Annotated in this window: 10 protein-coding genes; 5 read left to right on the top strand and 5 right to left on the bottom strand. The window is 64.6% G+C overall.

The window, feature by feature from the left end; all coding sequences use genetic code 11:
• Window position 1: 1 nt before the first annotated feature.
• A complete protein-coding gene (locus HRU71_11045; GenBank protein ID QOJ03982.1) occupies window positions 2-2,062 on the top strand; it encodes a DEAD/DEAH box helicase in 2,061 nt (686 codons plus the stop codon).
• Window positions 2,063-2,070: 8 nt separating this feature from the next.
• Here the strand turns inward: HRU71_11045 and HRU71_11050 are convergent, their stop codons facing one another.
• The gene (locus HRU71_11050; GenBank protein QOJ03983.1) at window positions 2,071-2,979 is read right to left on the bottom strand and encodes an NAD(P)-dependent oxidoreductase; all 909 of its coding nucleotides are present in this window, start codon (window positions 2,977-2,979) and stop codon (window positions 2,071-2,073) included.
• 167 nt (window positions 2,980-3,146) lie between these two features.
• Between HRU71_11050 and HRU71_11055 the strand changes: the two genes are divergently transcribed.
• The gene (locus HRU71_11055; GenBank protein ID QOJ03984.1) at window positions 3,147-5,228 is read left to right on the top strand and encodes a S46 family peptidase; all 2,082 of its coding nucleotides are present in this window, start codon (window positions 3,147-3,149) and stop codon (window positions 5,226-5,228) included.
• A gap of 89 nt (window positions 5,229-5,317) precedes the next feature.
• Here the strand turns inward: HRU71_11055 and HRU71_11060 are convergent, their stop codons facing one another.
• The 4 genes from HRU71_11060 to def all read right to left on the bottom strand — a co-directional run bounded on the left by HRU71_11060 (window position 5,318) and on the right by def (window position 10,064).
• Window positions 5,318-7,024: a M2 family metallopeptidase gene (locus tag HRU71_11060; GenBank protein QOJ03985.1), complete on the bottom strand. Its 1,707-nt coding sequence runs from the start codon at window positions 7,022-7,024 to the stop codon at window positions 5,318-5,320.
• 90 nt (window positions 7,025-7,114) lie between these two features.
• A complete protein-coding gene (locus tag HRU71_11065; protein ID QOJ03986.1) occupies window positions 7,115-8,560 on the bottom strand; it encodes a hypothetical protein in 1,446 nt (481 codons plus the stop codon).
• Window positions 8,557-9,516, bottom strand: a complete 960-nt coding sequence (locus tag HRU71_11070) for a methionyl-tRNA formyltransferase (GenBank protein QOJ03987.1) — start codon at window positions 9,514-9,516, stop codon at window positions 8,557-8,559. The genes HRU71_11065 and HRU71_11070 overlap by 4 nt, the downstream gene beginning before the upstream one ends.
• A 14-nt stretch (window positions 9,517-9,530) precedes the next feature.
• Window positions 9,531-10,064, bottom strand: a complete 534-nt coding sequence (gene def, locus HRU71_11075; protein ID QOJ03988.1) for a peptide deformylase — start codon at window positions 10,062-10,064, stop codon at window positions 9,531-9,533.
• Between the two features lie 188 nt (window positions 10,065-10,252).
• Here def and HRU71_11080 point away from each other — a divergent pair, with 188 nt between their 5' ends.
• From HRU71_11080 to HRU71_11090, 3 genes are read left to right on the top strand one after another with little or no spacing between them, the layout of a single operon-like run.
• Entirely contained in the window at window positions 10,253-11,752 is a 1,500-nt protein-coding gene (locus HRU71_11080) for a hypothetical protein (GenBank protein QOJ03989.1), read from the top strand.
• 57 nt (window positions 11,753-11,809) lie between these two features.
• The gene (gene rpsT, locus HRU71_11085; protein ID QOJ03990.1) at window positions 11,810-12,085 is read left to right on the top strand and encodes a 30S ribosomal protein S20; all 276 of its coding nucleotides are present in this window, start codon (window positions 11,810-11,812) and stop codon (window positions 12,083-12,085) included.
• A 21-nt stretch (window positions 12,086-12,106) separates the two neighbouring features.
• The gene (locus tag HRU71_11090; GenBank protein ID QOJ03991.1) at window positions 12,107-12,676 is read left to right on the top strand and encodes a methyltransferase domain-containing protein; all 570 of its coding nucleotides are present in this window, start codon (window positions 12,107-12,109) and stop codon (window positions 12,674-12,676) included.
• Window positions 12,677-12,712 lie beyond the last annotated feature (36 nt).

Below are 12,712 nucleotides of genomic sequence, written 5' to 3' on the forward strand. Positions count from 1 at the left end.
CATGAGCGAAGCCGCCGCAGCCGAGACCACGCACCGCCGCGCGAGGGCCTCGCCGGGGCCGTCGAGCGCCGAATCGCATGCCGCCGCCGCGTCTGCAACGGGGCCGGATTCCGCCCCGGCGTCGGAACGGGTCGGTCCCTCGGATCGCGCGGCGCTCTTTGCCCGCGCGCTGGAGCGCTACGAGTCTCGGCCGCAGCAACTGGCGATGGCGCAGGCCGTGGGGGAGGCGCTGGCGGGTCCGCACCATTTGATGGTGGAGGCGGGGACGGGCGTGGGAAAGAGTTTTGCGTATCTGTTGCCCGTGATCGAGCACGTGGTGGCGCAGCGCAAGCGCGTCGTGATCTCGACGCACACGATCGCGCTTCAGGAACAGTTGATGGAAAAGGACATCCCAGCGCTGGGGCGCGTGGTGCCGGGGCGGTTCAAGGCCGTGCTGGTGAAGGGGCGGCACAATTACCTCGGCCTGCGCCGTCTGATGCAGACAAGCCGGCGGCAGGGGGCGATGCTGGTCGAGTCGCGCGAAGGGGAGCAGTTGCGGCGGATCGAGGACTGGGCCTACGAGACGCGCGAGGGCAGCCTGTCGGACCTGCCGTTCACGCCGCTGCCGCAGTTGTGGCAGCACGTGCGCAGCGAAAGCAACAACTGCATGGGGCCCAGGTGCGAGACGTACGAGAAGTGCTTTTATCAGCGGGCGCGACGGAATGCGGCCGACGCCGACGTGCTGGTCGTCAATCACGCGCTGTTCTTCAGCGATCTGGCGCTGCGGTCGCGCGAGAACGTGTCGTTCCTTCCGGACTACGACGCGGTGATCTTCGACGAGGCGCACACGCTGGAGGCCGTGGCGAGCGATTACTTCGGCGTGAGCGTGAGCAGCCGCACGGTGGAGGCGCTGCTGAACGGGCTGTTCAACGAGCGGACGGGCCGCGGGCTGCTGGCGATGCTGGAGTGCGATCCGCTGCGGCGTGAGGTGACGGCGGTGCGGTCGAAGGCCGATGCGCTGTTTGCGCAGATCGGGCTGCTGGCGACGGGCAACGGGACGTCGCGCCTGCGCAAGCCGCCGCGGGTGGAGAATCTGCTTTCGCCGGCGCTGCACGCGCTGGCGGTGAAGCTGCGCGAGGTGAAGGCGCAATGCCCCCGCGAGGATGAGCAGTTTGAGCTGAACAGCGCCGCCGATCGCTGCGTGGAATCGGCCGAGGCGCTGGAGGCGCTGCTGAAGCAGCAACTGGCCGATTGCGTGTACTGGCTGGAGGCATCGAACGGACGTGACAGCGGCGTGTCGCTGCGGGCCGCGCCGACGACGGTGGGGCCGATCCTGCGCGAGGCGCTGTTCGAGCGCGTGAAGAGCATCGTGCTGACCAGCGCGACGCTTTCGACCGGCGGCGAAGAGGGATTTGAGTACCTGCGAGACCGGCTGGGCGTGGTGGAGGCACAGTCGCTGCGGCTGGATTCGCCGTTTAACTATCGCGAGCAGGTGACGCTGCACGTGGAGGCGGGATTGCCCGAGCCGAACGACGCGGCGTTCCTGCCGGCGGCGTGTGAAAAGATCAAGACGTATTTAGAGATGACCGGTGGGCGCGCGTTTGTGCTGTTCACCAGTTACGCGGCGCTGAACCAGGCCGAAGCGCTGTTGAAGGATTTTTGCGCGGCGAACGCGATGCGGCTGCTCGTCCAGGGGCGGGAGATGGCTCGATCGGCGATGCTGGCGGCGTTCAAGGCCGACGGCCGCGCGGTGCTGCTGGGCACCGAGTCGTTCTGGCAGGGGGTCGATGTGCCGGGCGACGCGCTGGGGAACGTGATCATCACGAAGCTGCCGTTCAGTCCGCCGGATCAACCGCTGACAGCCGCGCGGGTCGAGGCGATCGAGGCGTCCGGCGGTAACGCATTCATGGAATACCAGGTGCCGGAGGCGGTGCTGAAACTCAAGCAGGGTTTCGGGCGTTTGATTCGCACGGCAAGCGACCGTGGAATCGTGGTGATCCTCGACAAGCGCGTGCGGACGAAGCACTACGGGAGGAAGTTCCTCGCGGCGCTGCCGGCCTGCAAAGTGGAAGTGCATCCATAGGAAGGTCGCTATGTGTTGCCGCTCGGCGCCAGGGCTTCCAGCGCGCGGATCAGCGACTGCGTGCCGTTTCGCGCGCCGCCCATTTCCATCAACTTGTCGTAGAGCGTCTTCGCCAGCGCCAGGCCGGGCAGGATCAACCCCATGCGGTCGGCCTCATCCAATGCGATCTGCATATCCTTCACGAAGTGTTCAACGTAAAACCCCGGGGCGAAATCGCCCTTGAGAATCCGCGGGCCGTAGTTGGCGAGGCTCCACGAGCCGGCCGCGCCGCCGCCGACGCTGGCCATCACCTTGTCCAGGTCGAGGCCGCACGTGCGGGCGTAGAGCAGCCCTTCGCAGACCGCGACCATGCCGGCCGCGATGAGGATTTGATTGACCATCTTGGTGTGCTGGCCGGTTCCAGGTGCGCCGTGATGGACGATTGTCTTACCAAGTGTTTCGAAGAGGGGGCGCACGCGCTCGAAGGCCGTCGCATCGCCGCCGACCATGATGGACAACGTTGCGTTCCGTGCGCCGACGTCGCCGCCGCTGACCGGCGCATCCAGCGCGAAGCAGCCGCGTGCCCGCGCCGCGTCGGCCAGCTCAACCGCCAGCGCGGGGCTGCTCGTCGTGCAATCGACCAGCACGCCGTCGGGCGGAAGCGAAGCGATCACGCCGCAAGGCCCCAGCGCCACGGCGCGCACGTCGGCCGGGAACCCCAGCATCATGAAGACAACAGTCGCATCGCGCGCCGCGTCGGCCGCGCGATCGTGCCAGACCGCGCCGCGCGCGATCAATTCCGCCGCCTTCTCCTTCGTGCGGCTGTGGATGTGAAGATCGTGCCCGGCGGCAAGAAGATGCCCCGCCATCGACCGCCCCATGACGCCTGTGCCGATCCAGCCGATTCGCATGATGAGCTCCGACTCGTTGCGCTGCATGGAATCATGTGATCGTTGCCGATGAAATGCAATCCATGGGCCTGCGGATTCGGCATCGATCTTGTTGCTCATCCAAGCCGCATTCGGATCGAAACGGTGATTGGATCACCGCTGCGGATTCCGTTACCATGCACGCGGCGAAGCACCAGAAACGAAAGGACGATTCAATGGCTCCCCGCTTGTTCCGCGCCTCGGCGGTTTTCATCCTGATTCTCCTCGCTCCGGCGGCCCGCGCCGACGAAGGCATGTGGCTGATCAACAAGCTTCCATCGAAGGAACTGAAGCAGCAATACAACTTCGAGCCGACCGCGGCATGGACCGAGCATGTGCAGAAATCCTGCGTGCGCATCGGCGCCGGCGGCAGCGGCTCGTTCGTCTCGCCCGACGGATTGGTGATGACCAATCATCACGTCGCATCGGATGCGATTCAGGATCTTTCCTCCGAGCAACACGACTACATGGCCGACGGGTTTTACGCTCCGACGCATGAGGCCGAACTGAAGTGCCCGCACATGGAGCTGACCGTGTTGCAGGAGATTCGGGAAATCACCGATCGCGTGAACGCCGCCGTCACATCGGGCATGAGCGCGTCGGACGCGTTCGCCGCGCGGAAGAAAGCCATGTCGGAGATTGAGAAGGAGGCCCGCGAGCGATCGGGCCTGCAACCCGAAGTCGTCACGCTCTACAACGGCGCGCGGTACGACCTGTACTTGTACAAGCGCTACACCGACGTGCGACTGGTCTTCGCGCCCGAGGCGGGCATCGCTTTTTTCGGCGGCGACCTGGACAACTTTGAGTATCCGCGTTTCAACCTCGATGTCACGTTTCTGCGAGCCTATGAGAACGACAAGCCCGCGAAGGTGGAGCATTACCTCAACTGGAGCAAGGCCGGGCCGAAGGAGGGCGAGTTGATCTTCGTCGCCGGGCACCCGGGCCGCACGCAGCGGTTGTTCACGGTCGATCATCTGCGCTTTCTGCGCGACGTGCAGTTGCCATTGACGCTCTCGTGCTACAACCAGCGCGAGATCGCGCTCAACCAGTTCATGGGGCGAAGCGAGGAGCACGCCCGCATCGGCAAGGAAGACCTGCTGGGCATCCAGAACTCGCGCAAGGCGTTCGGCGGCATCATCAACGGGCTGCTGAATCCGCGGCTCATGAATCGCAAGATGGAGGCCGAGGCGGCCCTGCGCGAGTTCGTGCAGGCCGATCCGAAGCGGCGCGCGAAGTACGCCGCGGGGTGGGACAAGCTAAGCAAGGCCCTGGCCGAGGTGCAGTCGTTCTACACCGAGTACTTCATGCTGGAGAGCCGGCGCGCGAGTCTCGGGCGATACCACGATCTGGCGCGAAAGCTGATTCGCGCGGCCGACGAGAAGCGCAAGCCGGATGGCGAACGGCTGACCGAGTATCGCGATGCGAACCTGCCGACGCTGGAGCTGGACCTATTTTCCGAGGCGCCGATCTACGATGCCCTGGAGCAGTTGCGGCTGGAGGACGGCCTGATTCGGCTGGGCCGGCATCTGGGCGGCGAGCACGAGGCGGTCGTGGTGGCCATGGGGGGCATGGACGCGGGCAGCCGGGCGGCGTCGTTGATCGGCGGGACGAAGTTGAAGGATGTCGCGTTTCGCAGGAAGCTGTACGAAGGCGGCACGGCGGCGATCGCCGAATGCAACGATCCGATGATTCAGTTCGCCCAGGCGTTGAACCCGATGGCTCGGGCGCTGCGCGACAAATATGAGAAAGTATTCGAGAGCGTCGAGAAGGAAGCCTACGCGATGATCGCCAACGCGAAGTTCGAAAAGGACGGCGACCGCGTCTATCCCGATGCGACGTTCACGCTGCGGCTGGCGGTCGGCACGGTGGCGGGTTACCGCGACGGCAGCGAGACGATCCCCGCGATGACGGACATGGCCGGTTTGTATGAGCGGGCGGCGCAGCACAAAGGCCGCGATCCGTATAACCTGCCGAAGCGCTGGGCCGAGGGACGCAACAAGCTGGACCTGAAGACGCCGTTCAATTTCATCTCCACGAACGACATCATCGGCGGGAACTCGGGCAGCCCGATGTTCAACCGCGACGCCGAGGTGACGGGGCTCGTGTTCGACGGCAACCTCCACGGGCTGATCTGGGATTTTCAGTTTGACATGGAAAAGGGGCGGGCCGTGGGCGTCCACTCGCAGGCGATCATCGAAGCGCTGCGCAAGCTCTACGGGGCAGGCAAACTCGCGGATGAGATCACAAAGAAGGAGTAAATCCCGCGACGAGGGATTACGCGGTGAGCCAGGCCTCCGGCAGGCCTGCCGGGGGGCGTTGTTGCGCGATCGCGTCTTGAGGTCTGGATTTATTTTACAAACTGCGCCGCGAAGTACTTCGCCGTGAGCGGTTCGCCCGTCGCGTGGCGCGTCAGATCATTCCACGAATACAAGTTGCCCGGACCAAAGACGTTTTTCTTCAAATAGTCGCCGACTTCCTTGCGTCCGGCGAAGCAGGTCTTGGCCGGGTCGTCCAGCCCCAATACCTTCGTGGCGATGTGGTGATGCACCTGGCAGCCGAACAAATCGCCCATCATGTAGCTGTGGTAATACACCGGCGCGGTGACGATGTGAATCTTCGCTGCGTAATCGGGTCGGCTGACCTTCTCCGGCGGGCGCAGCATTTGATACTTTGCTTTGAGCGACCACCACAGCTTGCCCAGGTCCTGATCGGGATCGTTGTACATGCCGTGTTCGAAGCGCATCATCACCTGTGCCCAGCGCGCGAAGATCAGCTTCTCCCGCCGCAGGCTGCGCTTGGCGGTCGTGGCTGCTGCCGCGGCATCCTCGGGTGAGAGCTTCAGGACGCTCCGGAAGAAATCCTCGTTCTTTACCATCGCGCCCATCATCATCGCGTAGCCTTCGGTCGTGATGCTGTGCGACGCCTCGTGCAGCAGGAACGGCACGTCCTTCGCCACGTACTTGTCGTAGACGGCGTGGCCCAGTTCGTGCACGAGCGTATCAGCCCAGTAGAGATTGGGCTTGAGATTGCAGAGCACGCGCACGTCCTGATCGCGATCGAGGCTCGTGCTGAAAGCGTGCGGGCTTTTGCCGGGTTTCTCGTAAAGATCGCTGCGCTGGAGGATGTCATCGGCCTCCAGCCCCATGCCCGCGTAATAGCGGCGCGTCATGTCCAGCAGATCAACCTTCGCGTAGAGGTCGTCGAGGTTGACGCCGCCGGGCATCTCGGGCACCGCCTGGAAAAACAGATCCCCGAAATGCCACGGCCGCAGGTCTTCCTGCTTGATCTTGAAACGCTTGGCCATGGCGACGTCAATCGCCATTTTCTCGATGGCGTACGGCCGGCGGGTCAGTTCGTCCAGCTCGTCGAACAGCTTGAGCAGTTGCGCTTCGTCGATTTCCTGAAGCGCGAGGCGCATCGCATAGAAATTGCGGAAGCCCAGCTTGCGGGCCAGCTCGTTCCGCATCTTCACGAGGTCCTTCAGCGGCCCTTCGATCTTCTCGCCGACGGCCATGTACCCCTTCCACGCTTCCTCGGCTTCTTTGCTTTCGTGGGAGTCCGACAGGATCTTGCGAACGTCGTTCTCGGTCAGGTTCTTCACGCCGACCAGGCTGCGGTGCGTGTTAAAGAGTTTCTCGACCTGCGTCTCGAGTGCAACGATCTTCTTTTGCAGTTCCGGGTCGGCCTGCCCCGGCAGGTGCGCGCGATACATCACGTCCAGTTGCCGCTGCAACACCGGATCGCCCAGGGCCGGGCCTTCCTTCAACGCCTTGAGCTGCGCGAACACCGCCTTGTCGGCGTGCAACTCGACCAGCGCGGTCTCGGCGGCCTCCTTCCGCTTGAACGCCGCATCGGAACCGGTTGTGTTCGCCTCCCACCAGGCCGTTGCGGACTCGATGTAGAGCGGCTTGTACTTGTTGAGGTACGCCTCCAGCAACGGGCGGAACTCGTCGTCGGGCGACTGCTTCGGCTGCGCGGGGGCAGGGGGCGGAAAGCTCACCATCGCGGCGAAAAAGGCGAACGTCAACATGAAAAACGGAAAGGTGCGGGACATGGGCTTCTCCTGGGGGCCGGTGCAGCCCGGCGGAAGGATTATACCGGCGAACGATACGACGAAAAAATGGCCACTGGTCTGCGGGTTCGGTTAATCGCGCTCCAGCATCGCGAAGAAACCGCCGTCCCAGTCGGGTCCGGGCAGGGTCAGACGCGTTTCCGATGCGTGCCAGTCGGGGTAGGACGCATCGAACCACGCGAGCTGCTCCTCGTTTTCTTCACGCTCGATGGAGCACGTGGAATAGAGCATCCGCGTGGTCGGACCGGCCAGCGCTGCGGCCCTCGCCAGGATTTCGCGCTGAATCGCGACCAGTTCAAGCAGATGCTTGTGGCTCGCGCGGTGTCGTGCCTCGGGCCGGCGGCCCAGCACCCCCGTGTTGCTGCACGGCGCATCGATCAGAATCACATCCACGGGCCGACCCAGATCGCGTAACGCCGCGTCCAGCGCCGTCATCGGGGTCGTTCGCACGCTGGTCAGACCCAGCCGCGCGGCGCTGGCGGCCACCGCCGCCAGCTTTGTGTCATCGATATCCGTCGCGATGACAATGCCGCGGTCGTTCATGCACTCCGCCGCGTGCGTCGCCTTCGTCCCCAACCCAGCGCACAGGTCCAACACCACCTGTCCCGGTTCGAGACCCGCCGACGCCAGCACGAGCTGCGCCGTGGCATCTTGGGGCTGACACAACCCCTCTCCGATCTCCGGGACGTCCGCGGCGTGGAGGGGGCGATGTGCTTCCGATGGATCGGTTCCACCCGATGTTTGCCGCGAAGCCGTGACGGTTCGTCCGCGCACGATCACCGCGCGCGCCTCGGTGATGCACTCCGCCTTCAGCCCGCGCTCGTGCAAGCGCTCGATCAGGGCTTCGGGCGATATGCGCGTTCGATTCGCGCGAAGCACCAGCGGTCGTCGGAATTGTCCCGCCTCGCAGATTTGTCGCGTGAGCGCCGGCTTGAAGCGACGGTGCCACCGCTCCACGAGATACATCGGATGCCCCGTCGCCGCGACCAGCCACTCCAGCGGCCGCCGCGCCGGATCGGGAAACACGTCTTCATTGAAAAGCCGCCCGCGCTGCTCATTCAGCGGAAGGTAGCGCCGCGGGTCGGGTGATTCGGGCCGCGCGATCACGTCCCCGCGCGCTGACGCGATCTTGCGCAGCACGGCGTTCACCGTATCCGCCGTTCCGCGTCCATACCGCATCGCCAGCCGTACGGTCTGATCCACCGCCGCGTGATCCGGCACGCGATCCAGCCAGCACAGTTGATACACCCCCAGCGCGAACGCCGTGCGAATGCTCGGGCGCACGCCCGCCCAGCGGCCGCGAAAATAATGCGCCGCCAGATGCTCGCAGGTGATGCGATGCCGCGTCACCCCCAGCACCAGCTCCGCCGTCAGCGCCGCGTCGGCCTGCGCGCGTGACGATTCCGACTCCAGCCCCGCCAGCAAGTCGCGCGACGCCGATTCACCCTCATACAACTCGCGCAGGATGCGCGCCGCCTTCTCGCGCGCCTCCGATGCCGGTGGTCGCGCTGGTTTCATTCCCCAAGCTCGATGGGCACAAAGCGATCGCCCGGTTGAACCCGTCGGCCATTCACAAAATCCTGCCACGCCATCAGTCGCCCCCCGGCCGGCTTGATCTCCAGTATCATCAGGTCCCCGTCGACCGTGGCGACGCTCATCACATCGCTGATGGTGCCTGGCTCGCCGCCGCTGCCGCGCCCTTCGTAGCGAACCGCCCGCGCCAGCGTCACACGCTCATCGCGCTTCCCATCGCGGCTGACAAAACGACAATTCGCTCCCGGCCACGACCACAATCCGCACACGCGATTCGCCAGCGCGGCAGCCGGCGTGTCGAATCGAATCAACCCGTCCGCCTTGTTGAGCTTGCGCGCACGGGTCGCGGCCGATTCGTCCTGCGGCGTTCCCGGTGTCTGCGGATTGCGCGACAGCAGTTCCAACGCCGCGCGCACGGCGTCGCACCCGATGTGGGCCAGCCGATCGTGCAGCTCGTCAGCGGTCTCATCCACGCCGATCGCCGTCCGCCGCTGCGTCAGGATCGGACCGGCGTCCATGCGGTCCACGAGCCGAAACACCGTCACACCGCTTTCCGCATCGCCGTTGATGACGGCCCATTGCACCGGCGCCGCACCGCGCCAGGCTGGCAGCAGCGACCCGTGCAGGTTCACCGTGCCCGCCGGAAACACCCCGCGCACGTCCGCGCCGATCTTCTGCCCGTACGCGACGACGTAACCCAGGTCGGCCTGGCAGGCCGCGATGCGCGCCACGGATTCAGGCGTGTTCACGTCTTCGGGTGAGAAGACCGGCAGCCCGGCATCCAGCGCCGCCTGCTTGATGATCGTGGGCATCGTTTCGAGATTCCGCCCGCGCGGCCGATCCGGCTGGGTGACGACCAGTGCGATCTCGTGACGATCCCCGCGAATGGAATCAAACGTCGGCAATCCGAATCGCCCCGTCCCGAAGAAAACGATTCGCATGGGCGATCCTTTGTTCAGCGTGCCGCGGTCTTTTTCGGCTTGCCTTCGAGTTGTTTCAGAGCGCGACGATTGGCGATCTTGTCCGCCTCGGACATGTTGTCAATGATGAGTTTCCCGTTGAGGTGGTCCATCTCGTGCTGCCAGCAACGGGCGGCAAGCTCCGCTCCGGCAAGCTCGAACGCTTTGCCGGTCAGGTCCCACGCGCGAAGCCGGCAGGTCGCCGCACGGTGCATCTGAACCGTCACCTCCGGAAGCGACAGGCAGCCCTCCTCGCCCGCCACGTCGCCAGCCAGCTCCGTCAGTTCCGGATTGACGCAAACGCAGTCATCACCCGGCTCGCCGGTCACGTTGAAGACAAACATCCGCAAGCTCAATCCCACCTGCGGCGCGGCCAGCCCGATGCCCTTGTGTTGGCGCATCAGGTCCAGCATGCGTGCGGCGATTTTTTCCAGGGTGCCGTCAAACTGCTCCACCCGCGCGGCCGTCCGGCGCAGAACCGGGTTCGGATAAAGTACCAAGTCAAGCCGGGATGGATCGATTTCCTTCAATTCGGGATTCCTTAAGATATTTTACGCCTGATAACCATCTTAGCCCGTCTCGTGGAACCCCCGCAAATCTGCTCGATTGCGAGGCGCATCCGGTTGACCTGCTGACGGCGGTCCGCAAGACTTGATAGAATGAAGCGTTTGACCCTTCGCTGTCGCTGACCTCGGCGTTGCCCCGGAGTGTGCCGCGCATGACTGCCGATCCACAACCGCCGGCCGGATCATCACCCGATGCGCCGGCGATTGCGCGCTGGGTTACTCCGCCGGAGAATCGGACGAAGGCGCGACGGTTCTTCGAACACGCCAAGAAGGCGGCCGAGACACGCAATTATGACTACGCGATCAAACTGTACACCGACGGGCTGGCGCTGTGGCCCGACGCGATGGACGACGGACTGAAGCCGCTGCGTGTCGTGGCGACGGCCCGGAAGCTGGACGGCGGCAAACCGGCGGGGTTTCTCGAATCGCGCCGCCGGGCCATCTCGGGCAAGGACTTCCTCAAGAACCTGAACAGCGCTTTGTATTTGTTCGGTCTCGACCCCACCCACATCGGGCACATGGAACAAATTCTCCACCTGGCGGCGGCGGCCAGGTGCGATCGCGTCGTGCAGTGGATCGCGCCCGTTCTGGCCGATGCCTATCACAATGCCAGGAAGCAGCCCGAAAGCCACTACGCCAGGTCCTGCGAGGAGATGAACACGGCGGCCGATCTGGCGATGTCGCTTCAGGAGGACGCGATCGCGATGGATATCCTGAATGCCGCCATCGCCGTGTCGCAAACATGGGCCGAGCACTACCCCAACTCGACCGACGCGCCGCGCGCCCGCAGCAACGCGACCGGAAAATTGACAATCGTAAAGGGCCGCTTCGATCGTGGCGACAACTTCACCGAATCCCTCAAGGATGCCGAGGGCCAGGCCGACATCCGCGATCGCGCCCGGACCGTGCATATTCCCGATCGCGCGCAGGAGCTGATCGCCAAGGCACGCAAGGAGTACGAGGCCAATCCGCAGGTCGTCGGCAAACTGACCGCCCTGGTCGATCGCATGATCGCGATCGAGGACCCGGCGTTGGAGAGCGAGGCCATCGCCCTCCTGGAGAAGGAATACGCCGCTGCCGGCAACTACGCCTTCAAGGTCAAGGCCGATGAGATTCGCGTGCGCCAGTGGGACCGTCACCGCCGTGAACTGGCCAATCGCCTCAAGGCCGATCCGGACAACGCCGTGCTGAAGGAGGAGTTCGCCCGCGCGACCGCCGATCAGCTTCAACGCGAGATCGCCATCCTCGAAGAACGCGTCGCCCACTATCCGACCGAGATGCGCCTGCGCTTCCAGCTTGCCATGCGCCTGTACCAGGCCGGTCGGATCGACGAGGCCATTCCGTTGTTTCAAATGGCCCAGGCCGACGGCCGCAGCCGCACCGAAAGCAGGCTCTACATCGGGCGGTGTTTCTTGGACAAGGGCTTTCACGAACAGGCTGTCGGGACGCTTCAGAAGGCTCTGGAAGAAGCGGATACAACCACCGGTCGACTGGCCCTGGAGCTTAATTACTGGCTGGGCAGGAGCTTGGAGGCGATGGGCGACTTGGGACAGGCCCGCCAGCGCTATGGTCATTTAATCACGCTCGATTATAATTTCCGCGATGCCCGCCAGCGGCTGGAGCGACTGGTCAGCGGGAATCAACAGCCGTAACAACATCTTGGAATGACCGTGCCTGGATTGAACCGGGCCGGACAAACGGAGCAGCCAGTGGCCAGATCACTTTCGTCGATGAAACGCATGCGGCAAAACAAGCGCCGCGCCGCCCGGAACGCCGCTCGCAAGAGCGTCATCAAGAATCAGCTTCGCAAAGTGCGCGATGCGCTGGGAAAGAAGGACGTCTCGGTGGCCGATTCGCTCTTCCGCGAAACCGTCAAGGTGCTGGATCGCAGCGCCAACCGCGGCGCGATCCACCCCAACACCGCTGCCCGCCGCAAGAGTCGACTGGCCAAGCGCCTCAACGCGCTCAAGGGCGGGAAGAAGTAGGGCGGCTGTGAGCCATCAGCCGTGAGCGGTTCATTCGTCTCCCGCGGGGGGGAGAAACTTCATCACGCGCTCGAAGCGTTCAGCTTTTCACCTGCGGGGAAGGTCTGCGCCGATCTGGGCTGCGCCACCGGCGGATTCACCGATTGTCTGATTCAGCACGGTGCGGCGAAGGTGTATGCCGTCGATCGCGGATACGGCGTCCTCGCGGCGAAGCTCCGCGGCGACCCGCGCGTCGTCGCGTACGAGCGGACCGACGCCCTGCGTGTTCACCTCCCCGAACCCGTGGATCTCGTGACCATCGACGCGGGCTGGACGCGGCAGGCGCTCATCCTTCCCGCGGCGATGCGGCTGCTGGCGCCGGGCGGGAGAATCCTGACACTTGTCAAACCGCAGTATGAAGCCCCGCCGGATCAGTTGCGCGACGGCGTGCTGCCCGACGAATGCATCGAGGCCGCGATCTCGCCGATTCGGGAGAGTCTGCTCACGCTGAATCTGACGTTGCTCGACGAGACGCCTAGCCCGATCCGCGGACAGGGCGGCAATCAGGAGTGGCTCTGGTTGCTCGCGCCGAGGCCTCTCACCACTGGTTAGGGACGATTCGCCGCCTGTTGCCTGCCCACGGACCAC

This window comes from Planctomycetia bacterium (assembly GCA_015200345.1).
Classification (GTDB): domain Bacteria; phylum Planctomycetota; class Phycisphaerae; order UBA1845; family UTPLA1; genus PLA3.